The 26625-nt window shown below is 71.5% G+C and carries 21 protein-coding genes; 10 read left to right on the top strand and 11 right to left on the bottom strand.

Annotation, left to right across the window (positions count from 1 at the left end; all coding sequences use genetic code 11):
* Positions 1-17: 17 nt before the first annotated feature.
* Positions 18-1184 (bottom strand): pyridoxal-phosphate-dependent aminotransferase family protein, encoded by a 1167-nt coding sequence (locus tag A4R43_RS03520; protein ID WP_113690959.1) that lies wholly within the window; start codon positions 1182-1184, stop codon positions 18-20.
* Positions 1185-1424: 240 nt separating this feature from the next.
* Between A4R43_RS03520 and A4R43_RS03515 the strand changes: the two genes are divergently transcribed.
* The 4 genes from A4R43_RS03515 to A4R43_RS03495 all read left to right on the top strand — a co-directional run bounded on the left by A4R43_RS03515 (position 1425) and on the right by A4R43_RS03495 (position 7557).
* Entirely contained in the window at positions 1425-2741 is a 1317-nt protein-coding gene (locus A4R43_RS03515) for an SLC13 family permease (RefSeq protein ID WP_113690958.1), read from the top strand.
* A 275-nt stretch (positions 2742-3016) separates the two neighbouring features.
* Positions 3017-4582, top strand: coding sequence for an FAD-dependent monooxygenase (locus A4R43_RS03510; RefSeq protein ID WP_113690957.1), 1566 nt, complete (start codon positions 3017-3019; stop codon positions 4580-4582).
* 470 nt (positions 4583-5052) lie between these two features.
* A complete protein-coding gene (locus tag A4R43_RS03500; RefSeq protein ID WP_113690956.1) occupies positions 5053-5973 on the top strand; it encodes an aminoglycoside phosphotransferase/kinase family protein in 921 nt (306 codons plus the stop codon).
* An 87-nt stretch (positions 5974-6060) separates the two neighbouring features.
* Complete coding sequence (locus A4R43_RS03495) at positions 6061-7557, top strand: MFS transporter (RefSeq protein WP_113690955.1); 1497 nt, start codon at positions 6061-6063, stop codon at positions 7555-7557.
* A 16-nt stretch (positions 7558-7573) separates the two neighbouring features.
* On the opposite strand, the gene A4R43_RS03490 is transcribed toward A4R43_RS03495, so the two are convergent.
* On the bottom strand, positions 7574-8206 hold the full coding sequence (locus A4R43_RS03490) for a class I SAM-dependent DNA methyltransferase (RefSeq protein WP_113697321.1): 633 nt from the start codon (positions 8204-8206) through the stop codon (positions 7574-7576).
* A 43-nt stretch (positions 8207-8249) separates the two neighbouring features.
* Here A4R43_RS03490 and A4R43_RS03485 point away from each other — a divergent pair, with 43 nt between their 5' ends.
* The 3 genes from A4R43_RS03485 to A4R43_RS03475 all read left to right on the top strand — a co-directional run bounded on the left by A4R43_RS03485 (position 8250) and on the right by A4R43_RS03475 (position 12319).
* Positions 8250-9122: a LysR family transcriptional regulator gene (locus A4R43_RS03485; protein ID WP_113690954.1), complete on the top strand. Its 873-nt coding sequence runs from the start codon at positions 8250-8252 to the stop codon at positions 9120-9122.
* A 247-nt stretch (positions 9123-9369) separates the two neighbouring features.
* Positions 9370-10191: an SDR family oxidoreductase gene (locus A4R43_RS03480; protein WP_113690953.1), complete on the top strand. Its 822-nt coding sequence runs from the start codon at positions 9370-9372 to the stop codon at positions 10189-10191.
* Between the two features lie 313 nt (positions 10192-10504).
* The gene (locus A4R43_RS03475; protein ID WP_418190867.1) at positions 10505-12319 is read left to right on the top strand and encodes an amino acid transporter; all 1815 of its coding nucleotides are present in this window, start codon (positions 10505-10507) and stop codon (positions 12317-12319) included.
* On the opposite strand, the gene A4R43_RS03470 is transcribed toward A4R43_RS03475, so the two are convergent.
* The 4 genes from A4R43_RS03470 to A4R43_RS03455 form a co-directional block, all read right to left on the bottom strand.
* Positions 12316-15012, bottom strand: a complete 2697-nt coding sequence (locus A4R43_RS03470) for an AfsR/SARP family transcriptional regulator (RefSeq protein WP_113690951.1) — start codon at positions 15010-15012, stop codon at positions 12316-12318. The genes A4R43_RS03475 and A4R43_RS03470 overlap by 4 nt on opposite strands.
* Before the next feature lie 178 nt (positions 15013-15190).
* Entirely contained in the window at positions 15191-16621 is a 1431-nt protein-coding gene (locus A4R43_RS03465) for a hypothetical protein (RefSeq protein ID WP_113690950.1), read from the bottom strand.
* 56 nt (positions 16622-16677) lie between these two features.
* Positions 16678-17139 (bottom strand): DivIVA domain-containing protein, encoded by a 462-nt coding sequence (locus A4R43_RS03460; RefSeq protein WP_113690949.1) that lies wholly within the window; start codon positions 17137-17139, stop codon positions 16678-16680.
* Positions 17140-17213: 74 nt separating this feature from the next.
* Positions 17214-17645 (bottom strand): Hsp20/alpha crystallin family protein, encoded by a 432-nt coding sequence (locus A4R43_RS03455; RefSeq protein WP_113697320.1) that lies wholly within the window; start codon positions 17643-17645, stop codon positions 17214-17216.
* A 194-nt stretch (positions 17646-17839) separates the two neighbouring features.
* On the opposite strand from A4R43_RS03455, the gene A4R43_RS03450 reads away from it, so the two are divergent.
* Together A4R43_RS03450 and A4R43_RS03445 are read left to right on the top strand one after the other, a co-directional pair.
* On the top strand, positions 17840-18169 hold the full coding sequence (locus tag A4R43_RS03450; protein ID WP_113690948.1) for a MerR family transcriptional regulator: 330 nt from the start codon (positions 17840-17842) through the stop codon (positions 18167-18169).
* A 140-nt stretch (positions 18170-18309) separates the two neighbouring features.
* Positions 18310-18663: a hypothetical protein gene (locus A4R43_RS03445; protein ID WP_113690947.1), complete on the top strand. Its 354-nt coding sequence runs from the start codon at positions 18310-18312 to the stop codon at positions 18661-18663.
* 68 nt (positions 18664-18731) lie between these two features.
* Here A4R43_RS03445 and A4R43_RS03440 read toward each other — a convergent pair whose 3' ends face one another.
* On the bottom strand, positions 18732-19946 hold the full coding sequence (locus tag A4R43_RS03440; RefSeq protein ID WP_113690946.1) for a cytochrome P450: 1215 nt from the start codon (positions 19944-19946) through the stop codon (positions 18732-18734).
* A gap of 99 nt (positions 19947-20045) precedes the next feature.
* Between A4R43_RS03440 and A4R43_RS03435 the strand changes: the two genes are divergently transcribed.
* Positions 20046-23177: a BTAD domain-containing putative transcriptional regulator gene (locus A4R43_RS03435; protein ID WP_113690945.1), complete on the top strand. Its 3132-nt coding sequence runs from the start codon at positions 20046-20048 to the stop codon at positions 23175-23177.
* On the opposite strand, the gene A4R43_RS03430 is transcribed toward A4R43_RS03435, so the two are convergent.
* From A4R43_RS03430 to A4R43_RS03415, 4 genes are all read right to left on the bottom strand, one after another.
* Complete coding sequence (locus A4R43_RS03430; protein WP_113690944.1) at positions 23161-23904, bottom strand: ABC transporter permease; 744 nt, start codon at positions 23902-23904, stop codon at positions 23161-23163. The two genes, A4R43_RS03435 and A4R43_RS03430, sit on opposite strands and share 17 nt — an antisense overlap.
* Positions 23901-24836 (bottom strand): ATP-binding cassette domain-containing protein, encoded by a 936-nt coding sequence (locus tag A4R43_RS03425; RefSeq protein WP_113690943.1) that lies wholly within the window; start codon positions 24834-24836, stop codon positions 23901-23903. Before A4R43_RS03425 ends, A4R43_RS03430 begins: the two co-directional genes overlap by 4 nt.
* A gap of 54 nt (positions 24837-24890) precedes the next feature.
* Positions 24891-25625, bottom strand: a complete 735-nt coding sequence (locus tag A4R43_RS03420; protein WP_113690942.1) for an ANTAR domain-containing protein — start codon at positions 25623-25625, stop codon at positions 24891-24893.
* A 70-nt stretch (positions 25626-25695) separates the two neighbouring features.
* Positions 25696-26604 carry a serine/threonine dehydratase gene (locus A4R43_RS03415; protein ID WP_113690941.1) on the bottom strand — a complete coding sequence of 303 codons (909 nt, stop codon included), beginning with the start codon at positions 26602-26604 and terminating at the stop codon, positions 25696-25698.
* Positions 26605-26625: the final 21 nt, after the last annotated feature.

Genomic DNA, 26625 nt, shown 5'->3' with positions numbered 1-26625 from the left:
CCTCTCGCGTCGGCGGTTCAGTTGTCCTGCAGGTACTCGAGCGCCGCGGCGACACCACGCGGCTCGATCGGCACCCCGGCCAGTGTCAGGCCCATCTGCACCCCGGACAGCGTGCCCGCCAGCGTGAGGTCGTTGAACGCGCCGAGGTGGCCGATGCGGAAGATCCGGCCGGCGAGCTTGCCGAGCCCGGCACCCAGTGACATGTCGAACCGGTCGAGGATCAGCGCGCGCACCTTGTCCGCGTCCACGCCGTCCGGGACGAGGACCGCGGTCAGCGAACCGGAGTACTCGCGTTCGTCCAGGCACAGCACCTCCAGCCCCCAGGCTCGCACGGCCGCCCTGGTCGCGGCCGCGTGCCGGGCGTGGCGGGCGAAGACGTTCGGCAGGCCCTCGGCGTAGAGCAGGCGCAGCGCTTCCTTGAGCCCGTACAGCAGGTTCGTGTTCGGCGTGTACGGGAAGAAGCCGCGCTGGTTCGCCGCGAGCATCGGCTTCCAGTCCCAAAAGGACCGTGGCAGGCGCGCGGTTTCCGCGGCGGCCAGCGCCTTTTCGCTGATCGCGTTGAAGCTGAGGCCGGGCGGGAGCATGAGCCCCTTCTGCGAGCCGGAAACCGTGACGTCCACGCCCCATTCGTCGTGGCGGTAGTCGATGGAACCCAGCGAGGAGATGGTGTCGACGAGCAGCAGCGCCGGGTGGCCTGCCGCGTCCATCGCCGCGCGGACCTCCGGGATCCGGCTGGTCACGCCGGTCGAGGTTTCGTTGTGCACCACGCACACGGCCTTGATGGTGTAGGCCCGGTCGGCCGCGAGCTTCTCGGCGACGACCTCCGGATTCGCGCCGTGCCGCCAGTCGCCGGGCACGAAGTCCACTTCGAGGCCGAGGCCGCGCGCCATCTCCTGCCAGAGCGTGGCGAAGTGGCCGGTCTCGAAGCACAGCACGCGGTCACCCGGGCTCAGCGTGTTGACCAGCGCGGCCTCCCAGGCGCCGGTGCCGGTCGCCGGGTAGAGCACGACCGGGCCGGTGGTGCCGAACACCGGCCGGATGTCGCGGAGCAGCTCCAGACCCAGTTCGGCGAACTCGGGGCCGCGGTGGTCGATGGTCGCGGCCGACATCGCACGCAACACCGAGTCCGGCACGTTGGTCGGCCCCGGGATCTGAAGGAAGTGCCGTCCTGCCGCGTACGTCATCTGCAGACCTCCGAAGAAAGCACGGTGTTTCGCATGGCGGAAATCTAATACTGCTTAGCGAAATAGTAACCAGGACCACCCCGGCCCGTCGAGCCTCCGAGCGGATTTCCGCAGGCGGAACGGCTGTCTTGACGCCTCGATGTGACGCGGGTAATACTCGGCAGACGGAATTGATGTTCCACATCGTGAAATATCGCCGTGTCAGCTGCCCCCGAGTCAACGCCGACCACAGGGAGCCCCATGTCGCTGCAACTGATCACCGTCGCCGCGCTCGCGCTGGTGTTCCTGATCGCCACGGTCCTGCCGGTGCACATGGGCGCGCTCGCCTTCGTCGCGGCGTTCGTGGTGGGCACGGCCTTCGCCGGGGAGAGCACCGACGACATCGTGGCCGGGTTCCCCGGCGACCTGTTCGTCATCCTGGTCGGGGTCACGCTGCTGTTCGCCATCGCCAAGGGCAACGGCACGGTCGACTGGCTGGTGCACCGCGCCGTCCGCGCGGTGGGCGGCCGGATCATGCTGATCCCGTGGGTGATGTTCGGCGTCACCGCGGTGCTGACCGCGGTCGGCGCGGTGGTCCCGGCGGCGGTGGCGATCATCGCGCCGATCGGGATGAGCTTCGCGTCGCGTTACCGGATCAACCCGGTGCTGATGGGCCTGCTGATCATCAACGGCGCCAGCGCCGGTGGTTTCTCCCCGATGAGCATCTTCGGCGGCATCGTCAACGGCGTGGTCGAGCGGAACAACCTGCCGAGCGACCCCGGGCTGCTGTTTGTTTCGTCGTTCCTGTTCAACGTGGTGCTCAGCGTGGTGGTCTTCTTCCTGTTCGGCGGGCGCGAACTGCTGCGGCGGCAGCCGGAAAAGGCCGAAGCGGTGCTCGCCGGGGGCGGCACGCCACCCGCGCCGGCCCCGGGCACGCCGAGCGGCGGCACCACCGGGGACGACGCCGACGTCCCGCCCGCGCTCACCCGCGACGGCGTGTTCACCCTGCTGGGCCTGGCCTCGCTCGCGATCGGCGTGCTGGTCTTCGGGCTCGACGTCGGCTTCACCGCGTTGTCGGTGGCCGCGCTGCTGTCCCTCGTCTCGCCCACCGCGGCCAAGGCGGCCGTCGGCCAGGTCGCGTGGCCGACCGTGCTGCTGATCTGCGGCATCGTCACCTACGTGTCGCTGATGGAACGCGCCGGCACGATCGACTGGCTCGGCAACCTGGTCACCGGCATCGGCACCCCGCTGCTCGCCGCGCTGGTCATCTGCGTGATCGGCGCGATCGTGTCCGCGTTCGCCTCCACCACCGGCATTCTCGGGGCGCTGATTCCCCTGGCCGTGCCGTTCCTGCTGGCGGGCGAGATCGGCGCGGTGGGCCTGATCGTGGCGCTGTCGATCTCGTCGTCCGTGGTGGACTCGTCGCCGTTCTCCACCAGCGGCGCGCTGGTGGTGGCGAACACCCCGGCGGCGGACCGGGACCGCACCTTCCGGCGGTTGATGATCTGGGGTTTCAGCATGTGCGCGGTGGCGCCGGTCGCCACCTGGATCTTCTTCGTCTCCCCCGGCTGGCTCTAGCACGTCCTAGGTGCACTTGGCCATCAGGTTCGCCACGGCGAGCGGGCGCCTGCGCTGGCGGTCGCCCGGCGGCAGCCGCCAGCTGGTGCGCCGCGACGGCGAGCTGGAAGACGTTTCGGGAGTGCATCTGAGCTTCGGGCAGGAGCACCCGCGGATCCTGTATTGCCCGGCGAAGTGTTCACTTGGGCGGGGCGAACCTGCGTCCGCGCAAAGTTGCGCGCGCGCAAGTTTGACTGATAGGCTGCGTTCGGTCCCCCAGCGAAGGAGAAGTACTGGTGATCGCAGACGTGGTCGTGGTCGGTGGCGGCCCGAACGGGTTGATGCTGGCTTGCGAGCTGAGCCTGGCCGGCGTCCGGCCGGTCGTGCTCGAACGCCTTCCCAAGGCCAGCGAGGAGCCGAAGGCGAATGGCCTGCTCGGCCAGGTCGTCCGCCTGGCGGACCACCGCGGCCTCTATCCCAAACTCAGCGGCAGCCCCGATCCGCCCGAACCGAATTCCGCGTACTTCATGTTCGGCGCGCTCGGCCTTGACCTGAGCCTGCTCGACGAGAGCCCGGTATACGCCCTGCCCGCACCACAGCACCACATCGTGCGCGTGCTCGAAGAACGCGCCATCGAACTGGGCGTGGAAATCCGGCGAGGCCACGAAGTCACCGGCATCTCCCAGGACGAGGACGCGGTTACCGTCGAAGTCGGCGACTACCGGCTCCGCACCCGCTACCTCGTCGGCGCGGACGGGGCGCACAGCATCACGCGCAAGCTGTCGGGCATCGGCTTCCCCGGGGTCACCTACGACCGGATGACGCTGCGTTCGGCACACGCGACACTCCCGGCGGACTGGCTCGATCCCACCACCGGCGCGCTGAACGTGCCCGGCCACGGGCCCATCCTGCCGTTCCTTCCCCACCGCACCGAGCACGGCGGTTTCTCCTACGCACCACTGCCCGGGCACCCGCCGCTGATCAGCACCACCGAATGGGACCAGCCGGAATCCGACGCCGCGATGAGCCTCGGCGAACTGTGCGCGAGCATCCGGCGTGTGCTCGGCACCGACGTGCCGCTCGCGCCGCCCGAAAGCGACCAGCCGGTGGTGCTGCGCCGCCTGACCGGCGGCAACACCCGCCTGGCCGAGCGGTTTTCCGACGGCCGGGTGTTCCTGATCGGCGACGCCGCCCACGTGTTCTCCGCGACCGGCGGCGGGCCCGGCCTCAACCTCGGCCTGCAGGACGCGGCCAATCTCGCCTGGAAGCTCGCCGCCGAGCTGCGCGGCACCGCCCCGCCGGGGCTGCTCGCCACCTACGAAACCGAGCGGCGCGCGGCCGCCGAGCGCATGGTGCTCAACGCGCGGGCGCAGGCCGCCCTGATCGCACCCGGCGACGACGTCACCGGACTGCGTGAGCTGTTCACCGAACTCCTCCGCGACAAGCACACCGTGCGGCGCCTCGCGGAACTCACCACGGGCGCGGACGTCCGTTACGACGTGGGCGACTCCAGCCCGCTGAGCGGCCGGTTCGCGCCGGAGCTGACGCTGGACACCCCGGCCGGGACCGTCCGGCTGGCCGAGTTGACCAGGACCGCGCGGCCGCTGCTGATCGACCTGACCGAGGGCGCCGCGCTGTCCGCAGAAGTGGCTGAGTGGCTGGACCACTTCGACGTCGTCACCGCGAAACCCCAGCCCGGCGCGCCGACGGCGTTGCTGCTCCGGCCGGACTGCTACGTCGCCTGGGCGTCCGACTCACCCCGGCCGGACACCGGCGCACTCCGCGCGGCGCTGCGGCGGTGGCTGCTCCCCGCCAACGCCGATGAGCAGCGGCGTTCGGCGGCGGGCACGATGGCCGGGTGAGTGGCGCTGGTCGGCGGCGTGGTCGCCCCAGCACCGGCGTGCGGGACGCGGTTCTCGCCGCGGCCGAGGCGATCCTGGCCGGAATCCGGGGTGGCCGCCTATCGACCAAGGAGATCGCCCGGCGCGCGTCGATGGCCGAGTCGAGCATCTTCTACCACTTCACCGACCGGCTCGGCCTGCTCCAGGCCGTGGTGCACCGGCGCCTCCCGCACTACCAGGAGGGGTCACCGAGGTCGGCCGCCGCGCGGGCGGCGGGAGCCTGCGCGGCAACCTGGTCGAACTGCTCGTCGGTGCGTTCGGCTACGGCGCGGTCAATGGCCCGGTCATCCAGGCCACCATGGCCGTCGCCGCGCTCAGCGCGCGCGCCCTGCTGGCGCGCCGGGAGGTCCGAGTGCTGGCCGGGCGTCGCGGTGGTGCGCACGCTGTCCGCATCTGGATGGCGGTGGTCGCGGCGCGGCACACTGCTCGGCATGTCGTTGAGCGAGCTGCCTGACTGGCTCCCGGGCTGGTGCGCCGACCGGCTGGGTGCCGAGCCCGCCGAAGTGCTGTTCCACCGGCCGGGGATCTCGGTGGTTTTTGGGCTCCGGCTGGGCGATGGCGCGGAGGTGGTGGTCAAGGCACGCGACGACGACGGCCGGGCGGCCTCGTGCGTGGCGGCGCAGGCGCGGCTGGCCGAGCGCGGGTTCCCGTGTGCCCGGCCGCTGACCCCGGTGACCGCCCTCGGTTCGCTGGCGGTGCACGCCGAGGAGTTCCGGCCGGGCGGCGAACTCCTGTCCGGGGATTCGCCGGAGGTGGCCGTGCGGTACGCGGAGGTGTTCGCGCGGTTGATGGCGGAACTGGCCAGCGTCACCGTGGCGCCGCCGCTGCCGAATCCGCGCTGGGCGCGCTGGGACCACCGGGACTCCGGGGTATGGCCGTCGATCGGCTTTCTCGACGAGCGGGACCAGAGCCTCGTGCCTGAGTACATAGTGGACACGGCCGTCCGGGTGCGGCGCCGGGTGCTGGCCGCGGACCTGCCGTGCGTGCTGGGCCACGCCGACTTCGAGGCGCAGAACCTGCGCTGGCACGGCGACGACGTGTGGGCGGTCCACGACTGGGACAGCCTCGCGTGGCAGCCGGAAGCAGCGCTGGCCGGAGCGGCGAGCGGCACGTTCCCCAAGATCGCCCCGGCCACGCTGCCGCCGATCGCCAGCTCGGCGGCCTTCCTGACCACCTACCAGGACCTCCGCGGGCGCGAATTCTCGGCCGTCGAGCAGGAGATCGCGTGGGCGGCCAGCATGTGGACGGCCGCCCACGACGCCCGCTGGGACGCCCTGCACGGCCACGGCCCGCGTGCCGGTGACGCACTGCGGGCACAGGCGGCCGAACGCCTCCGCCGGGCGGGTGCCTGAAAAAAAGTTCCCGGCCCGATGTCGGTTGGCGGCGTGTCCGTTCGTCGTGGTGGTGAGAGCGGAAAACACCAACGCGAGGACGGGACCATGAACACGGACACCACAAAGCGGGCCGGGCGGCGGGAATGGATCGGGCTGGCCGTGCTGGCGCTGCCGACGCTGCTGCTGTCGCTGGACATGAGCGTGCTGCACCTCGCGGTCCCGCACCTGGCCGCCGACCTGCGGCCCGACGGCAGCGAGCTGCTGTGGATCATCGACATCTACGGCTTCATGATCGCCGGGTTCCTGGTCACCATGGGCACGCTCGGTGATCGGATCGGGCGGCGGAAACTGCTGATGATCGGCGGTGCGGCGTTCGGGCTGGCCTCGATCGCGGCGGCGTTCGCCACCGATCCGGCGATGCTGATCGCGGCGCGGGCGGTGCTCGGGGTCGCCGGTGCCACGCTCATGCCGTCGACGCTGGCGCTGATCAGCAACATGTTCACCGACGCCAAGCAGCGCGGCACGGCGATCGCGGTGTGGATGAGCTGCTTCATGGGCGGCATGGTGATCGGCCCGGTGGTCGGCGGGGCGCTGCTGGAGGTGGCGCACTGGGGTGCGGTGTTCCTGCTGGCCGTGCCGGTGATGGTGCTGCTGCTGGTGACCGCGCCGAAGCTGCTGCCGGAGTACCGCGACGAGCAGGCGGGCAAGCTCGACCTGGCCAGCGTCGCGCTGTGGCTCGGTGCGGTGCTGCCGATCGTCTACGCGCTGAAGGAATTCGCCAAGGACGGCCCGGACGCGGCCAGCGTCTTCGCGCTGGTGGCCGGTATCGCGGTCGGCGCGGTGTTCGTGCGGCGGCAGCGGACGCTGGCGCACCCGATGCTGGACCTGACCCTGTTCCGCGACCAGAAGTTCGCCGCGGCGCTGGGCATCGTGCTGGTCGGGGCGCTCACCATGGGTGGGGTTTTCCTGCTGGTGAACCAGTATCTGCAGCTGGTCGAGGGGCTGTCGGCGGCGCAGGCCGGGGTGGCGCTGGTGCCGCAGGCCGGTGCGGTGGTCGCCGGTTCGCTGATCGCGCCGAAGCTGGCGCGGCGGTTCCGGCCGGAGTTCGTGCTGGGGGCGGGCATGCTCGTCGCGGCAGGCGGCATGCTGCTGTTCACCATGGCCGAGGCGGGCAGTGGGCTGCTGGTGCTGGTGCTCGGCGTGTCGGTGGCGGCGTTCGGCATGGGTCCGCAGGGCGTGCTGTGCACCGAGATGGTGATCAGCTCGGTGCCGCCGCGGAAGGCGGGCGCGGCGTCGGCGATGTCGGAGACCACCGCGGAATTCGGCATCGCGATGGGGATCGCGGTGTTCGGCAGCATCGGCACCGCGGTGTACCGGTCCGAAGTGGACTTCCCAGCCGGCTCGCCGGCGGGCGACAGCCTGGCGGGCGCGGTGGTGCACGGTGACCAGTCGCTACTGGGCGCCGCGCGGGACGCGTTCAGCTCGGGCCTGCACACGGTGGCGACCATCAGCGCGGTCGTTGTGGTGGTATTCGCCGTGGTCGGCATGACGGCGCTGCGGCAGAAGGCACAGAAGGCACAGCCGGAACTGGCCGCCGCCTGAGCGAGCCGCGCCGTGGTCAGCCGCGGCGTGCGAACAGCACCGCCTGCGGGACTTCCGCCGCCGGGTCGAGCAGGAGCTCCGCCTCCACCTCGAACCCGGCGGCGCGCAGCCAGGCCGACACCCGCTCCGGGCGGCGGCGGTGCACCCGCACCTTCATCGGGTGGCCGCCGTAGCCCTCGGTCTTCAGCCGTGACGTGTCGCCGACGTGGAACAGGAGCTGCAGCGGTCCGCCAGGACGCAGCACGCGGTGGAAACCCGCGAGTACCGCGGGAATCTCGGCGTCCGGCACGTGGATCAGCGACTGCCAGGCGAGCAGGCCACCCACCGAAGCCGCGGGCAGTTCCAGGGCCACCATCGAGCCCACCTCGAACCGCAGGCCGGGGTGGGTTCGGCGGGCCAGCGCGATCATCGCGGGTGACAGGTCGATGCCGAAGGCCTCAACCCCGAGTTCGTTGAGGTGGGCGGTGACTTCTCCCGGGCCGCAGCCGATGTCGGCAACCGGACCGCCGCCCGTGCTTTCCGCGAACGCCGCCAGTGCTGCCCGTAGGTACGGATAGTGGGCGATGGCGCCGCGGACCTGGTCGGCGTAGCTTTCCGCCACGGTGTCGTAGGACGCCCGTGTGTCGGCCTCCCAGTTGTCTCCCGTCACGGACAGCACGGTAGCCCATCGGATTCATCGATAGCATCGCTGGATGGAACTCCGGCAGCTCGAGCACTTTCTCGCCGTGGTGCGGCACGGGAGTTTCACCGCCGCCGCGCGGGAGGTGCATATTGTGCAGTCCGCGCTGAGCGCCTCGGTCCGCAAGCTCGAAGCCTCCCTCGGTGCGCCGCTGTTCGAGCGCACCACGCGCCGCGTGCTGCTGACCGAGGCGGGCCGCGCGCTGCTGCCGATGGCCCACCGGATCACCGCCGACCTCGACGCCGCGCGGGGTGAGGTGGCGGCGGTCGCCGGGCTGTCCACCGGGCGCGTCGCGGTCGGCACCATCCAGACGCTGACCGAGGTCGACCTGCCCGCCGAACTCGGCACCTTCCGGCGCCGCTACCCCGGCGTGCGCATCCACGTCCGCGACGGCATGGTGCCCGAGCTGACCCGCGCCATCCTGGACGGCGAGCTGGACCTCGCCTACCTGGCCGCCGACGCCGCCCTCCCCGGCGAGCTGGTCAGCTTCGCGCAGTGGGAGCAACGCATGGCGCTGCTGTGCCACCCCGGCCACCGGCTGGCGCACCGGCGGCGCGTGCGGCTGGCCGAGTGCGACGGCGAGCCGTTCGTCAGCTTCACCGGCAGCGGCCTGGAAAGGCTCGTCGACCGCGGGTTCGTCGAGGCCGGGGTGCGCTACCGCCAGGTCTGCGAAGCCACGCACATCCCGCTCCTGGTCGAGCTGGTCGCGGCGGGACTCGGGCTCGGCGTGGTGCCCGAGCCCATCGCCGAGCGCAGCGGGCTGCCGCACGCGCAGCTCACCCAGCCCGCCCTGGCCAGGACGATCCACCTCGCGGGCCGCCTGCGCGAGCAGGTCAATCCGGCGGCGCGGGCGTTGCTCCAGCAGCTGACAGCCACGCCGCGATGAGCAGGACCGCCAAGCCCGCCAGCGGCGCGCCCGCGAGGCACAGGACCACCCCGGCGACGGCGATCCGGATCGCGAACGCACGCCTCAACTGAACCAGCTCGGCCGGGGAGGTCATGCCTTCCATGCTCGGTCCCGGCGGCCCGGGCGTCCAACACACAGCGTCGAGGTCAGTCAGCTCCGAAATCGCTCAATCCCCGCCACCACCCGGTTATCCTGCGGTTTCCATCGACGCCACGGGGGTGGGCGCATGAGCGGAAACCGGCCGGGCCGCGTTGTCCTGGTCGCGGGTGCGTCTTCGGGCATCGGGCACGCCGCGTCGGTCTCGCTCGCGGCCAGGGGGCACCGGGTTTTCGGCACCAGCCGGACGTGGTCGCGCACCCCGCCGCCCGGTATCGAGCCGGTCATCTTGGACGTGACCGGCGAAGCATCCGCCACCCGGTGCGTCGAGGAGGTGCTCGACCGCGCCGGGCGGATCGACGCGCTCGTCTACAGCGCGGGGCACTACGTCGCGGGTGCGGTGGAGGAAACCACGCCGGAACTGGCCCTGCGGCAGCTGGACGCCTATTTCCTCGGTGCGCACCGCGTGGTGCGCGCGGTGTTGCCGTCGATGCGTCACGCCTCGGGCGGACGGCTGATCTTCCTGAGTTCCAGCGCGGCGGTCGCCGCCATTCCGTTCCACGCGGTGTATTCCGCGAGCAAGGCCGCACTGGAGCACTACGTCGACGCGCTGCGCTACGAGGTCGCGCCCTTCGGCGTGGACGCGACCTGCGTGCAGGGCACGAGCGTCCGCACCGGAGCGGCCGACGCGGCCCAGCGCGCGGAACCCGGGATCGCCGCTTACGCCACCGCCCGCGACTCGGTGGTCGAGACCTTCGCGAGAACCCAGCGCGAGGGCCGCCCGCCGACGGTGTTCGCGCGCACGATCACCCGTGCCGTCGAAGCCGACCGGCTCCCACCGCGTTACCGGCCCGGGTTCCAGGCGAAAACGCTGCCCGCCATCCGCGCGATGTTGCCCGAAGCGGCGTTCCGCGTCCTGTTCGGCCGGAAGTTCGGCCTGCCAAGGCACTAGCACGGCGTTCCGAAAAGTCCGGATCGCCGCGTTTCCCCGGCCATCCCCGTCAATATGCCGTAAAAGTATCCGGCTTCGCCGCGCGTTTTCCGTCGGTTTCCTGGACAAAGGCGATCGACTCGGGAAGCAGCACCATCGTCGGGGAGGCAGCGTGAGCAGCACGGACGAGTTGGCCGTGCCGGAATCGGTGGACAGCCCGGTGCGGGCGGCGCCACCGGCCGGGCGGGCGGCGCGCTGGCTGCTGGCACACCGCGTGCCGCCGGTCGGCCCGGAGAGCGAGGGCCACGGCCGGCCGCAGTCCTGGTGGAAGGTGATGTGCCTGACCGGCGTGGACTACTTCTCCACGCTGTCCTACCTGCCCGGCATCGCCGCGCTCGCCGCCGGGGCGCTGTCCCCGCTGGCCACGCTGCTCATCGTGGCGCTGACCCTGCTCGGCATGCTGCCGATGTACTGGCGGGTGGCCAGGGAGAGCCCGCACGGGCAGGGCTCGGTGGCCATGCTGGAGGACCTGCTGCCGTTCTGGCGCGGCAAGCTTTTTGTGCTGGCGCTACTGGGTTTCGTGGCCACCTCGTGGATCATCACGATCACCCTGTCCTCCGCCGACGCCACCGTGCACCTGCTGGAGAACCCGGCGGTGCCCGGCTTCCTGCACGGGCAGGCGGTGCTGATCACCGTGCTCCTGCTGCTGGTGCTGGGCGGGGTGTTCCTGCTCGGCTTCAGCGAGGCGGTCGGCGTGGCGATCCCGCTGGTCGCGGTTTTCCTGCTGCTCAACGCCGTGGTGGTCGGCGCGGGCGTGGTCGAACTGTTCGCCCATCCCGAGGCACTGGGCCGCTGGACCGACGCGCTGACCGCCGGTGGCGGGATCGGCGACATCGTCGGGCCCGCGATCATCGCCTTCCCGCTGCTCGTGCTGGGCCTGTCCGGCTTCGAGACCGGGGTCAGCATGATGCCGCTGGTCGCCGCGAAGGGGAAAACGCCGGAGGAGCGGCTCGAGGCGCGGGTCCGCAACACCCGGCGGCTGCTCACCGCGGCCGCGTTGATCATGTCGGTCTACCTGATCAGCACCAGCTTCATCACCACCGTGCTGATCCCGCCGGAGAAGTTCGCCGAGGGCGGTGAGGCCAACGGCCGCGCGCTGGCCTACCTGGCGCACGAGTACCTCGGCGGTTTCTTCGGCACCGCCTACGACATCAGCAGCGTGCTCATCCTGTGGTTCGCCGGCGCGTCGGCGATGGCCGGGCTGATCAACATCGTGCCGCGGTACCTGCCCGCCTACGGCATGGCGCCCGAGTGGGGCCGCGCGGTCCGGCCGGTAGTGCTGGTCTACACGCTGATCAGCGTGCTGATCACGATCGTGTTCGGGGCCGACGTCAACGCGCAGGCCGGGGCCTACGCCACCGGGATACTGGCGATGATGGTCTCCGGCGCGGTCGCGGTCACCATCTCCGCGGCGCGGAAGCGCCAGGCGAAGGCGTGCGCGGGGTTCGCCGTGCTGACCCTCGTGCTGCTCTACGCGCTGGGCGCGAACATCATCGAGAAGCCGGACGGCATCGTGATCTCCGCGGCCTTCATCGGCGGCATCATCGTCATCTCGCTGATCTCCCGCGTCACCCGCACCACCGAGCTGCGGGCCGACCGGATCGAGTTCGACGAGGCGGCCCGCCGGTTCGTCACCGACTCGCTGGCCTTCGACGGCGCGCTCGACATCATCGCCAACAAGCGCCAGGCCGGGGACGCCGCCGAGTACCGCGCCAAGGAGGGTGAGCAACGCGGGATCAACCCGGTCCCCGGCTCGGCCGACGTGTTGTTCCTGGAGATCGACGTGATCGACCCGTCCGAGTTCAGCGACGTGCTCCGGGTGCGGGGCGTGGAGATCGACGGCCACCGCGTCCTGCGTGCCGAGAGCCCGGCGGCGCCGAACGCGATCGCCACCATCCTGCTCGCCCTGCGCGACACCACCGGTGTCCGCCCGCACTGCTACTTCGAGTGGTCGGAGGGCAGTCCGCTGACCCACCTGTTCCGCTACCTCATCCTCGGCCAGGGCGACACCCCGCCGGTGGTGCGGGAAATCCTTCGCCAGCACGACGCCGACCCGGCCCGCCGGCCCGGCATCCACGTCGGCGGTTAGGCCGGTGCCAGCAGCGCTTCCAGTTCGGTGACGAGCGGGTCCTGGCGCTGGATCGCGAGTTCGTGTGCCTGCCGCCAGGTCGCCACGGCCGCGTCGCGGTCGCCCGCCGCGGCCAGCTGGCGGCCGAGTTCGATGCGCAGCGCCACCGCGCGAGCCGTGGCCTGGGTGTCCTCAGTGGACTCCAGCGCGGCGCGGTAGGCGGTGATCGCGGCCCGGTGGTCACCGCTGGCGGCGTGCACGGCGGCGACCGTCTCCAGGCCGGCCACGAGCCGCGAAACCTCGCCGTGCGCCCGGAATTCGGCCACCGCCTGCTCGGCCGCGGTCAGCGCTTCGGCGTACCGGCCGAGCCCGATGAGCGCGTCGGCGTGGTTGTTCAGCGCCATCGCCGCGGTGGCGCGGTCGCCGCCGCCGAGGCTGACTTCCCTGGCTCGCACCGCCGACTCGCGGGCGTCCTCGTGGCGTCCGGCGCGGTTGTAGATCGAGCTGAGGTTCAGCTGCGAGGTCGCCTGCAGCCGTACATCACCCAGTTTCGCGGCCAGCCGCGAGGCACGCAGGCCCATGGCGAGTTCGTCGTCGATGCTCTTGAGATAGCCGTACGGCAGGGTCAACCCGTTGCAGCACCGGGCTTCCAGGTACTCGTCGCCCAGCTCGACCGCGTAGGCCAGCGCGGCTTCGTACGCCGTCATGAGAGAGCGGTGGCTGCCGCGGAGCAGGAAGTACTGCCACGAGCACTGGGCGAGCAGGATCGCGTCGCGGCGCAGGCCGGACTCACCCGCGCCCAGGACCAGCTTCAGCACCGTGTCGCGCTCGGCGTCGAACCACTCGACCGCCGCGCGGCGATCGGCGAACTCCAGCGCCGTGATCCCGGGCGGGGGCGGTTCGACCGGCAGCCGGTACGCGGTGGTCAGCCGCTCGGTCCCGCGGTGCGCGGTGTGGAGGTACCAGGCCATCAGCCGTTCCCTGGCGGCCTGCTCCTCTCGCGGGTCGCGCACGACCTCGTGCCGCGCGAACTCCCGCAGCAGGTCGTGCAGCTCGTACCGGTCACCGCGCTGCTCCAGCAGGCTCGCGGTGACCAGCCGCCGCAGCACCGGAACCACGTCCGCCACCGGGACCCCGGCCAGCGCGGCCACGGCCGCGGCGCTGAAGTTGTTGCCGGGGTGCAGGCCCAGCAGGGCGAACACCCTCGCCGCCTCGGGCTCCAGCGCGTCCAGCGACCAGGCGAAGACCGCGCGGAGGTCCGTGGTCACGTCCTCGTCGAGCGACAGCGCGCGCAACCGGTCCGGCCGCGCGTGCAGCTCACCCACCCAGTGGTCGAGCGGCAGGCTGGCGTTCGACGCGGCGTGCTCAGCGGCGAGCCGGACGGCCAGCGGCAACCGGGCGCACAGCTCGACCAGCTCGATGGCCGCGGCGCGCTCGCGCTCGACGCGCTCCGCGCCGATCACCGTGCCCAGCAGCGTCAGCGCCTCTTCCGTGGACAGCAGGCCCAGCGTCAGCAGCCGGGCGCCTTCACGGACGGCCAGCCCGCGCAGCCGGGCCCGGCTGGTGATCAGGACGAGCGCGTCGGCGCCGGGCAGCAGCGGGCGGACCTGCTCGCTGTCCCTGGCGTTGTCCAGCAGCACCAGCATCCGCTGTCCGTCGAGCCGGCTGCGCAGCAGCGCGGTCCGCTCGGGCAGGCCCGGCGGGATCCGGTCCGGCGCCACGCCGAGCCCGGCGAGCAGCGATTCGAGGGCGTCGTGCGGGCTGAGCGGCTCGCCGGGGCCGTAACCTCGCAGGTTCAGGTAGAGCTGGCCGTCCGGGAACAGGTGCTTGACCGAATGCGCCCAGCGCACCGCGAGCGTGGTTTTCCCGATCCCGCCACTGCCGTCGACGGCCGAGATGACCAGTGGCCCCGGCGAATCGGCCTCGAGCCCGTCGAGCAGTGCCGCCAGCGCGGGTTCGCGGCCGACGAACCCGCGGATGTCCGGCGGCAGCTGCCTCGGAATGGTCCATTGAGGACGGACAACGCCGGTGCCGCCTAGCAGGTTCTGGTGGATCTCCCGTAGTTCGGGGCCAGGGTCGGCCCCCAGTGCTTCGGCGAGCCGCCGCCGCACGGTCTCGTAGTGCTCGAGCGCTTCGGCTTGCCGTCCGTCGCGGGACAGCGCGAGCAGCAGCTGCCCGTGCAGGCGCTCGTTGAACGGGTGCTCCTCGCCCAGTTCGGCCAGTCCGGGCAGGATTGCCGCGTGCGCGCCCGCCGCCAACGCGGCGTCGTGGTGGTCGAGCCGGGCCGCGAAGTGCTCGTCCAGCAGCGCCTGCCGAGCCGTGTCCAGCCACGCGGTGTGCAACCCGGCGAACGGCTCGCCCCGCCAGAGCGCGAAGGCCGCGGGGTAGTCGCCCGACGCGACGGCTTCCCGGTACCGGTCGAGGTCGAGCCGCCCCGGTTCGACAACGAGCCGGTAACCGAGCGGGCCGCGCTCGATCGATTCGTGGCCGAGCACCTGGCGCAATCTCGACAGATAGCTCCGGAGCGTGCCGAGCACGCGATGCGGCGGCCGCTCGCCCCACACGCGATCCGCGATCCGGTCGAGCGGCACGGTCCGGTTGGCGTCGAGCAGCAGCGCCGCGAGCACGCACTGGCGCTTGACCGGCCCCAGTTCCACGGCACGGCCATCGACGCGCACCCGGAGTTCTCCGAGTACCTCGAATTCGACGGCCATGATCCCCCTTCGCGACGAGTGCGCCGGCCAGCCGCAGGGTACAAGCCACCCCGGGGCACGCGCTGACCAGGCGAAACAACAAACGCACAAGTTTTGCACACGACCGTCCGGGCACAGTGGGCACGCGCGGCGGTCTCGGCTCTGGAGAGGGGTGGGCCGAGCCCGCAGCGCGAACCGCTCAGCCGGGCAGGCCGAGGTGGAAGCGCAGCAACCGCATCCGGTCGGCACCCAGCGCGACTTCGTTTTCGCGGAGCAACGTGGAAAGCGCGTCCGCCTGGGCGCCCTGTGGTGTGGTGTAGCTGGTCGCCGCCTCACGCGCCAGCCAGGCGTCGAGGTCGGCGCGCGCCTGCGTGCACAGGTCCGGGTCCGCGTCGCGCAGCATCCGGAGGTCAGCCGTGATCCTGGTCCAGGTGCTGTGCGCGCGGAGCAGGCGGAGGACCGCCCGGCGGACGTGCGGCGGATGCGGGCCCCACAGGACCGGCCACAGCACCTGCTCGTCGAGCGCCTCCTGACGCAGCGAAAGCGTCACCTGGCGGGTCACCGTGGAAGACGCGTCGGTGAGCAACGGCAGCAGGGGCGCGGAGCAGCCCAGCCGCCGCAGCGCGCGGATCGTTTCGGCCCGGCCGCGTGCGGTCGGGTGCGTCAGCCACGGCCGGAGCAGGTCGCCGTCGGACTCGGTGCCGGTCTCGCCCAGCCCGGCGAGCACGGCTGGCCCCGGCGGCTGGTGCGCGGCCAGCAGTTCGCGGTAACGCGCCGCCGGATCGATCCCGTGGCGCCGCACAATCTGCTGTGCGACAGCCCTGACGACCGCACTGCGGTCGGACAACGCGCTGAACGCCGATTCGGGCTCGTCCAAGGCTTTCACCGCCTCGGCGCGGACCCCGGCGGTGCCGCTGGCGAGCAGCAGGTGCGGGACCTCCGCGTTGCCCGTGCGGATCGCCGCCTTGGCGCACCGGAGCCGGGTGGGCAGGTCGGGATCGGTCAGCGCCGCGTGCACCAGCCGGTCGGCGTCGATCCGGCCCGCGGCCACGCCGATCTCGTAGGCGCTGCGCCGGATTTCGCGGTCCTCGGCGGAGAGCGCGGCGGTCAAGGCTTCGGGTGGGCCGTCGCGGAGCAGCTCGTCCACCGCATTGGCGAGCCAGTCCCCGTTCCGCCGGGCCCGCACGGCATACGCGATCGGCGCCAGGAGGGTGATGACCCGCGCCGGCGCGTCGTCGAAGTGCTGGCGGCAGAGCCGCCGGGCGCGGTCGCGGACCTGCGGCACCCAGTCCGCCGTGCGCAGCGCCAGCACCGGCAGCACCACCGGGTCGTCCACTTCGGACATAGCGGCCACGGCGGCTTCCCGCACGTACCCGCTCGCGCGGCAGGCGTCGAGCAGCAGCTCCAGCGCCCGATACGGCACCGGTTTCCGCTGGTGGCACCGGTAGTCCCGGCGCACGAACACGTCCAGTTCGAGCCAAAGCCGGGGCCCGGCCGCGAGCATGGCCTGGCTCAGCCGTTCCGCGTCCCGGGCGCTGCGCAGGCCCTCGATCAGCAACAGGAGGAAAGACGGCCCGCCTTGTCTCGCGCGGACGATCGCGTCCTGAAGCTGGTTTTCGCTGAACTCCATGTTCCCCCCTCGCCCGCCGACATCCTTCCAGCAGGCGCGCGAAGGGGGAACACGATTTACGCCGCGACGAGCCGCGGAGGCTGCTCGCTGGTGTCTTCCTCACCAACGGCGGCTTCGAGGTCGTCCAGCAGGTCGCCGACCTGGGAGAGCTGGTCGCGCAGGCGGTCGCGCTGGTGGTTGAGGGCGGCCACTTCGCGGCGGGCCTGCTCGAGTTCGGCGGCGGCCTGCGCTCGCGCGGCGGCCAGGTGCTCGGCGGCTTCCTCGCGCGCGACGTCGAGCATGCCGCGCAACCGCTCCTGCAGGGCCGCCGCATCGACCGGCTCGCGGCGCAGCAGGTCGATCCGCTCGCGCAGCTCGGCGTTCTGGTCGTGGGCCGCCACCAGGCGGCGTTCGAGTTCGCGGCAGCGGGCGCCGAGCGCGTCGTGCTCGTCCGCGAGCCGCGCGTGGGCCAGCTCGGCCTGTCTCAGGTGGTCGTCGACTTCGGTCCGGTCGTAACCGAACAACGTGGAATGGAACATGGGCGGGGTCCGGGGAACGGCGGCCCCGGCCGCGCGGGCGGCCGGGGCGGTGTGGACAGCTGGCTGGGTACGGGTCAGGCGTTGATCTGCTTGGCCTCGTCACGCGAGCCGATGGCGATCTTGCGCGGCTTGGCCCGCTCGGTGATCGGGATGCGCAGGGTCAGCACCCCGCTGTCGTAGGCGGCCTCGATGCGGTCGGTGTCGAGGGTGTCGCCGAGGAACAGCTGCCTGCTGAACACCCCGCGCGGCCGCTCGGACACGCTGACCTCCACGTCGTCACCGAACTCGGCCTGGCGCTCGGCCCGCACCGTCAGCACGTTGCGCTCCACGTCCAGGTCGATCGACTCGGCGCTGACCCCGGGCAGGTCGAACCGCACGACGTAGTCGTCGCCGTCGCGATAGGCGTCCATCGGCATCGCCGCCGGGCGGGTGGTGGTGCCGTGGGTGCCGAAGAACTGCTGGGTCAGCCGGTCGAACTCACGGAACGGGTCGGTACGCATCAACATCATGAGGTCCTCCTCCTCTCGGGCGCCCCCCGGTGGGAGGCGGTTGCACTCTTGCTAACGCACGACTCAAGTTTTCTGTTCCCGGGACTACCATGACCTGGTAGCGGTCACGTCAAAATATGTAGCGCGGACTGTAGGTTGTGTCAACTGGCAGCTGAACCTAAGGTGGGTGGACTACTGCGGAAGGAGGACCTGTGCCGGATCTGGGCAGGCTCGACGACCAGGACTACCCCGCGTTCACCACGGGACAGGCCGCGGAGCTGCTCGGCGTGCAGATCGCCTTCCTCCGCAGCCTCGACACCGCCGCCGTGGTGCGCCCCGAGCGGTCGGCGGGCGGACACCGGCGGTACTCGCGGCGCCAGCTGGAACAGGCCGCGCGGCTGCGGGAGCTGTTCGACCAGGGCCACACCCTGCAGGCCGCGGCGCGCATCGCCGGCCTGGAAGACGAACTGAGCGCGGCGCACGAAGAAATCGGCGCCCTGCGCGCCGAACTGGACCGCCGCACCGATGACAACACCGCGTGACCCCACCGGGGCGTCGATGAACGCCCGGCAGCACAATCGACATATCCGGAAATAGCAAACGGGGACCGGTCCCCACCGCCTGCGGCTACTTTCAACGCGTCGACAACAGCTACGTCGGTAAAGCGTGAAGGGAGTTCGTGATGAAGTTCGCGAAATTCGCCGCGGGTGGGGCGATCTGTGCCGCGCTCCTCGGCTTCGGCGCGGTAACGGCGACGCAGGCCGCCGCCGTCGAATCCTCGGCAGCAACGGTACAAGCACCAATCCAGCAGGGAGCGTACTGGGAGGAGTACTACGAGAACTACTTCCTTTCGAATGCCAGCTGTGTCGCCCGCGGCAACTCCGTCACCAATCCTTCGAGCCCCCAGTACATTCCGGGCAGCATTCGCTTTGAATGCTACGTGCGCAAGGGCGAGGGAAAATGGACGATGGCCATCCTCCGCTGTGACTGCCGGGTGGAATCGGGAGACACGAGGCGGCCGATGAGTGTTCTCTAGGCTTCGTGCGGCCTTTCAAGTGCGGCCCGGGGATCGCCTGACTCGCGATCCCCGGGCACTGCCCGGCCTCACGCCGTCCAGGTGACCGGCAGTTCGTGCACGCCGTAGACGTTCATGTCGGTCCGGAGCCTCACGTCGCCCGCGGGAACGGCCAGCCGCAGGCTGGGGAAGCGGCGCAGCAGGCCGTCGAAGCCGGCGCGCATTTCGATGCGGGCCAGTTGCTGGCCGAGGCACTGGTGCACGCCGTGCCCGAAGGCCGTGTGCCCGCGCGCCGTGCGGTGGATGTCCAGCTGGTCGGGGTTCTCGAACCGCTCGGGGTCGCGGTTGGCGGCCAGCAGCGAGATCACCACGGTCGAGCCCTCGGGAATGGTCTCCCCGCAGAGTTCGATGTCCTCGGTGGCGTAGCGGTAGAAGATGTCGGCGACCGACAGGTACCGCATCAGCTCCTCGACCGCACCCGGCGTCAGCTCCGGGTTCGCGCGCAGCTCGGCCAGCTGCTCCGGGTGCTCCAGCAGCGCGAACGTGCCCAGCGCCAGCATGTTGGCGGTGGTCTCGTGCCCGGCCAGCAGCATCAGGAACGCGGCACCGGTCAGCTCCTCGACGGTCAGGTCCTCGTGCCGGGCCAGGTCGGACAGGATGTCCTCCCCCGGCTCGGCGCGCTTGCGGGTGACCAGCTCGGTCAGGTACCCCATCATCGCGCCGAGCGCGCCCATCTTCTCCTCCAGCGTCTGGTCCTTGACCAGGAACTGCGCGGAGTTGGCCTGGAAGGTCTCCCGGTCGGCGTAGGGCACGCCGAGCAGTTCGCAGATCACCAGCGACGGCACCGGCAGCGCGAACTCGGCGACCAGGTCCACCGGCGGGGCGAGCGTGGCCAGGTGGTCCAGCTGCCGCTCGGTGATCTCGATGATCTGCTCCTCGAGCTGCTTCATGCGCTTGACGGTGAACGCGCCGGTCAGCCGCTTGCGCAGCCTGCCGTGCTCCGGCGGGTCCATCGCGATGAACACGCCCGGCATCGGCGGTGACGGCTCGGTCGGCGCGGGCATGCCCTCGACCTCGTAGGGCACGTGGACGATGCCGATGTCCTGGCGCGAGCTGAACCGGGTGTCGGCCATCAGCCGCCGGACCGCTTCGTACCCGGTGACCAGCCAGCCCTGGTGCCCGTCCGGGAAGGCCAGCGGGCTGACCGGCCGGGTCTCGCGCAGCCGCGTGATCGCGCTCGGCGGGTCGAACGGGCCGGCGTCGCGGTCCATGGGCAGGCCCTGCGGGATGGTGGTCTCGGTCATCGGATTTCCTTCCGTACTTGGTGACGACCACGATCGCGGCGAGAGCTGACACCGGCCTGACACCGCCCTGACACCGTGGCCCATGGTTAACTCGGCCGCGTGCAGATCGGGATTCTGGGACCGTTCGAGGTTCGGGGGGACAACGGCGAACCCGCGGAGGTGCCGGGCGCCCGGCTCCGCGGGCTGCTGGCCGCGCTCGCGCTCGACCCCGGCCGTACCGTGCCCAAGGCGACGCTGATCGACTGGATCTGGGGCGAGCAGCCACCCGCCGACGCGGCGAACGCCTTGCAGCGCCTGGTTTCCCGGCTGCGGAAGGTCCTGCCGGACGGGGTGGTCGACGGCGGGTCGGACGGCTACCGGCTGCGGGTCGATCCCGACGCCGTGGACGCCGTGCGGTTCGAACGCCTCATCGGCGCGGCCCGCGAGCAGGAGGACCCGCGGCGGCTGCGCGAAGGCCTCGAACTGTGGCGCGGCGCGGCCATGCAGGACATCGGACTGCCGGAGAGCGCGGCCTTCGACGCGGCGGTCACCCGGCTCGAAGTGCTGCGCCTGGCCGCGCTGGAGGACCGGTTCGACGCGGAGCTGACCCTCGGTCACGGAGCGGAGATGGTCACCGAGCTGACCGACCTCGTGGCCGCGCATCCGGTGCGTGAACGGCTCGTCGCCGCGCTGATGCGCGCGCTCGTCGCCACCGGCCGTGACACCGAGGCGCTGCGGGTTTACGAGCGCACCAGGGAAACCCTGGCCGACGAACTCGGCGTCGACCCGTCACCGGAGCTGTCCGCGGTGCACGTCGCACTGCTGCGCGGTGAGCTGGGACGGCGGGAGGAAACCCGGAAGACCAACCTGCGTGCCGAGCTGACCAGCTACGTCGGCAAGGAAGCCGACATCGCCGCGGTCCGCGAACTCGTCGGCGATCACCGGCTCACCACGCTGATCGGGCCGGGTGGCTCCGGCAAGACCAGGCTGGCCGCGGAAACCGCGCACACGCTGCTCGGTGACCTGCCGGACGGCGCGTGGCTGGTCGAACTCGCCGCCATCGGCCCCGGCGGTGACGTGGCGCAGGCGACGCTCGCCGCGCTCAAGCTGCGGGACGCCCTGGTCGGCGAAGCATCGGACACCGAGCCGGCGGACCGCGTGGTCGCCGCGCTCCGCGACCGGGCGATGGTGCTGATCCTGGACAACTGCGAGCACGTGATCGAGGCCGCGGCCGCCTTCGCGCACCGGCTGCTCGGCGAGTGCCGCCGGTTGCGGATCCTCACCACCAGCCGGGAACCGCTCGGCATCACCGGTGAAGCGCTGTGGCAGGTGGCGCCCCTGGTACTGCCGGGAGACCACGCCGACCCCGCCGAGATCGAGGCGGCACCGGCCGTCCGGCTGCTGCGGGACCGCGCGGGCGCGGTGCGCACCGACCTCGGTACGGACGCGGGCACACTGTCCACTTTGGCCAGGGTGTGCCGGTCGCTGGACGGCATGCCGCTGGCCATCGAGCTGGCCGCGGCCCGGTTGCGCACCATGTCGCTGGCGCAGCTGGCCGACCGGCTCGACGACCGGTTCCGCCTGCTGACCGGCGGCAGCCGCACCGCGCTGCCCCGGCACCGGACGCTGCGCGCCGTGATCGACTGGAGCTGGGAACTGCTCTCCGACGCCGAGCGAACGGTCCTGCGACGGCTTTCGGTGTTCGCCGGTGGCGCGACCCTGGACGCCGCCGAGCAGGTCTGCGCGGGTGACGACGTCGAAGGCTGGGAAGTACTCGAACTGCTGACCGCGCTCACCGAGAAGTCACTGGTGGTCACCAAGGGCGAAGGCGTGCCGCGTTACCGGATGCTCGGCACCATCAAGGAATACGCGGAACAACGGCTCATCGAAGCTGGCGAAGCGGAGTCGGCGCGTCACGCGCACCTGGCGCATTTCACCGAACTCGCCGAGACCGCCGCGCCCCACCTCCGCCGGGCCGAGCAACTGGACTGGCTTGCCCGGCTCGAAGCCGAACACGACAACATCGCCGCCGCCATGCGTGGTGCGCTCGCCGCGGGCGAAGCCGAAGGAGCGATGCGGCTCGCCGGGAGCGCCTGCTGGTACTGGTGGCTGGCCGGGCGCCGGGCCGAGGGCCACGAGCTGATCATGGCGGCCAGCGCGATGCCCGGTGAGGTGTCCGACGAGATCCGCGGTGTGGTGTGCTCGTTCGCCGTGCAGTTCGTCACCTCCGGCCAGCAGAGCGACGAAAAGCAGGCGGTGGAATGGATCCAGACCTCCTACGAGAGCAGCCTGCGCGTGCCGTCACCGCGGCTGGAACTGCGGTTCGCCCCGGCGCTGAAGCGCCTGCTGGACGGGCCGGATGCCGCGCTGACCGCGTTCGAGCCGCTGCTCGACGACGAGGACCCGTGGGCACGGGCCGTCGGGCGCCTGCAGCTCGGCAAGATGCGGGTGATGCACGGCCACGGCGACCGCACCGCCGACGAGCACCTGGAGAAGGCACTCGCGGAGTTCCGCGCGATCGGCGAGCGGTGGGGCATTTCGTTCGCCCAGACCGAACTGGCGAACCGCATCGCCATGCGCGGGGACTTCGCGGCCGCGGCCGGGCACTACGAGCAGGCGATCGCGGTGGTCACCGAAGTCGGTGCCATCGAGGACGTGGTGTGGATGCGGGCCCGGCAGGCGCAGCTGTACTGGCTGCTGGACGACCGCGAATCGAGCGCGGCGTCGATCGCCGCGGCGCAGCGGTACGCGGATCGGGTGGCCTGGCCGAGCGTGCTGACCGAGCTGGCGCTGGCGAAGGCGGGACTCGCGCGCTGGAGCGGTGATCTTGAGCAATCGCACCGGCAGCTCGGCATCGCGACGGCGACACTGGGCGAGGATGCCGAACGCCCCGGAGTGGTCGCGGTGCTCGAAAACCTGCGCAGCTACCTCACCGACAACCTCGACGAGGCCCGCGCCCATCGCGCCGCGGCCCTCCGGGCGGCGTCCGAGGCGGGGCACCCGCTGACCATCGCCCACGTGCTCGTCGGGATCGCGGATTTGGCGCTGCGCAACGAGGAGTACGAGCAGGCCGCCCGGCTGCTCGGGGCGAGCACGGGCGTGCTCGGGTTGCTGGACCGGTCCCATCCGGACGCGACCCGGATCGAGCGGGCCACGCAAGACCGCCTCGGTGCACCGAAGTACACCGAGGCGGTCCAGGAGGGACAGCGGGCCGAATGGGCGGAGCTGGCGGGCGTCACGCTCGCTTCTTGAAGGTGGCCGACGCCCACAGGTAACCGGCGACGGCGATCCCGGTGCACCAAGCGAGGGCGGCGAGCACGTCACCGGTGGCGGGTGCGCCGTCGAGCAGCCCGCGCAGGGTTTCGATGATCGGCGTGAAGGGCTGGTACTCCGCGAACTCCCGGAGGCCGGGCCCCATCTTCTCGGCGGGCACGATCGCACTGCTGAAGAACGGGAGCATGACCAGCGGCACCGAGGCCAGGCCCGCCGTTTCCGGCGACTTCGCCGCCAGTCCGAGTGCGACGGTGAACCAGCCGGCCGCGAAACCGAGCAGCGAAACGACGCCGACCACCCCGAGCCAGTCGAGAAAGCCCGCCGCCGGGCTGAACCCGAGCAGGAAGGCGACCCCGACCACCACCGCGACGGCGATCAGGTTGGTCAGCAGGCTGGCGACCACGTGCCCGGTCAGCACCGCACCGCGGGAGACGTCCATCACCTTGAACCGGTTGATGATGCCCTTGGTCAGGTCGGAGTTCACCGAGGTGGCCACCGCGCCCAGGCCATAACAGACGGCCATCAGGAGCACGCCGGGAGTCGCGTAGTCCACATAGTCCACTCCGACGCTGAACGCGTCACCGAGCATGTAGACGAACATCAGCATCACCACGACCGGCATCAGCACGGCGTTGAACACCGAGGTCGGGTTCCTGGCGATGTGCCGGAAGTTGCGGCGCAGCATCACTATCGCGTGGGCGTTCATTTCGCGGCCACCTCCGTGGCGTGGCCCGTGAGGGCGAGGAAGACGTCGTCGAGATCGGGCGTGTGCACGGTGAAGGTTTCGGCGCTGAGCGCGTATTCGTCGAGGCGGTCCAGCACGTGCCGCAGCGACTTCGTGCCGCCGTCGCTGGGAACGCGCAGGGTCAGTGCTTCCTCGTCGCGGGTGCCGTCGGAGAGCACGCGGGCGGCCGCGTCGAGTTCGGCGGTGGTGGTGAACCGGAGCCGGACGTGCGTGCCGGGAATCCGGCGCTTGAGTTCGTCCGGGGTGCCCTCGGCCACCAGTTTGCCCTGGTCCAGCACCGCGATCCGGTCGGCGAGCTGGTCGGCTTCCTCGAGGTACTGGGTGGTCAGGAAGACGGTCACGCCACCGGCCACCAGCTCGCGGATGATCGACCACATGGTGCGGCGGCTGCGGGTATCCAGCCCGGTGGTCGGCTCGTCCAGGAAGATGATCCGGGGGTCGCCGACCAGCGTCATCGCCAGGTCGAGCTTCCGGCGCATGCCACCGGAGTAGGTGGACGCGGGCTTGCGGGCCGCCTCGGTCAGGTCGAAGCGCTCCAGCAGGTCGGCCACGATCCGCTTCCCGGTGACGCGGCGGTTGAGGTCCACCATCAGCTGGAGGTTTTCTTCGCCCGTCAGCAGTTCGTCCACCGACGCGAACTGACCGGTGACGCCGATCGCCGCGCGCACCTTCTTGGTTTCGGACGCGAGGTCGTGGCCCGCGACCCGTGCGGTGCCGCCGTCCGCTTCGATCAGCGTGGTCAGCACGTTCACCGTGGTGGTCTTCCCCGCGCCGTTCGGGCCGAGCAGGGCGAAGATGGTGCCGGCGCGCACATCGAGATCGATGCCGTCCAGCACGGTTTTGTCCTTGTAAGCCTTCCGCAGCCCCGAAGCCACGATCGCTGAACTGGTCATGTGAGTACTGTCATCGGCTGCCGTGTCATGGCCCTGACACGGCACTGACACTGCTCACGGGCTCGTGTCGGGCAGGTCCAGCTCGGTGTGCCGGGTGGCGAGGGTGTGCGCGAGTTCGGCCAGCTTGGTGTTGAGGTCCTGTGAGGTCCGGCGCAGCACCGCGAACGCCTCGTCCGCGGACAGCCCGCGCCGCGCCATCAGGATGCCCTTGGCCTGCCCGATCACGTCCCGGCTTTCGATGGCCTGCTGGAGCTGCGTCCGCTGCAGTTCCTCCCGGCTGACCGCGCGGGTGTGCGCCAGGGCGAGCGCGGCGTGCGTGGCCAGCAGCAGCAGGATGTTCTCCGCGCCCTCCCCCAGCTGGCCGCGCGAGTACACGTTGAGCGCGCCCCGCGTGCGCACCAGATCGCCGGGATCGGGCAGCAGCGCGGTGGACAGCACCGAAGTGAGCCCGAGGTCCCCGCAGGCCGGGCCGAACTTCGGCCAGTCCGCGTCCCGCGCCAAGTCGGTGCTGACCGCCGAGGCCGGGCCGTCCGGGCGTGCCGCGTCGAAGCACGGTCCCTCCTGGAACTGGTTCTGCAGCCGGTCCAGCTCGTCCGCCAGCGGGGTGCTGCCGACCGGGGTGTACAGCGTGGCGTCCTGGTCACGCAGGCTGACGCTGACCACGTCCACGCCGGGAACCAGCCGCTCGGCCGCCGCCGCGACGTGCCCGAGCACGTCGGCGATGTTGGCCGCGGTCAGCAGCGACCGGGTGAGCACGGCGAACTCCCCGGCGAGCGGCTCTGGGTTCATCCGGGCCTCCTGGGAACGGCAACACGAACCCCCGGAGTACCAACCCGCGCCGTTCCCTAACCTCCGCTGGTCACGGGGTCCATTCCGCGTTGGCGCCGCAGAGCACCACGCACGGCCGCTCGCCGGGGACCCGGCCGCTCAGCCACGCGGCGAACGGCACCGCGGCCGCCGGTTCGACGGCCAGCCGGAACTCCTCCCACAGCCGGTCGCGCGCGGCGACGATGTCGTCCTCGGCCACCAGCAGCGAGCGCACCGGACGGCTCGATAGCACGCCGAACGGTACTTCGCCCACCCGGGTGGCGCCAAGCGCCGACGACGCGACGGACACCGTCTCGGCGTCCACCGGTTCACCCGCGGCCAGCGCGTGGTGCAGGCACGCGCACCGCTCCGGCTCGACGGCCACCGTCAGCCGGCCCGCACCACCCAGCGCGATGCCCGCCGCGAGGCCGCCCCCGCCCACGGAGACCACGATCGAGTCGACCTCCGGTGTGTCCTGGACGATTTCGGCGGCGACCGTGCCCTGGCCCGCGATCACCACCGGGTCGTTGTACGCCTCGAGGTAGCGAACGCCCGGCCGGGCCGCGGCCGATCGCGCCGCCGCGGCGGCTTCGGCGTAACTGCCGCCCGCGCGGACCAGGCGCGCGCCCGCGCCTTCGATGCGCCGCGCCTTGCCCTCGGGGACCTGGGTGGGCACGTACACCGTGGCGGGCAGGCCGAGGATCGCCGCGGCGGTCGCCACGCCGATGCCGTGGTTGCCGCCCGACGCGGTCACCACCTCGTCCGGCCGGTCCCCGGCGAGCAGCGCGTTGAGCGCGCCGCGCAGCTTGAACGAGCCGGTGCGCTGCAGGTGCTCGAGCTTGAGCACCACCGGCCTGCCGTCGATCTCCGCGTGCAGCAGCGGCGTGCGCCGGACGTGCGGGCGCATGCGCTCGGCCGCCGCGGTGACGTCGGTGATCTCGGGCGTGAAGGTGGCTGTCATGCCTCCACTGTGCGGTTCGCG

This window comes from Amycolatopsis albispora (assembly GCF_003312875.1).
Lineage (GTDB): Bacteria > Actinomycetota > Actinomycetes > Mycobacteriales > Pseudonocardiaceae > Amycolatopsis > Amycolatopsis albispora.
The sequence above is the reverse complement of the archived record's forward strand: the minus strand, read 5'-3'. Positions and strand labels throughout refer to the sequence as shown.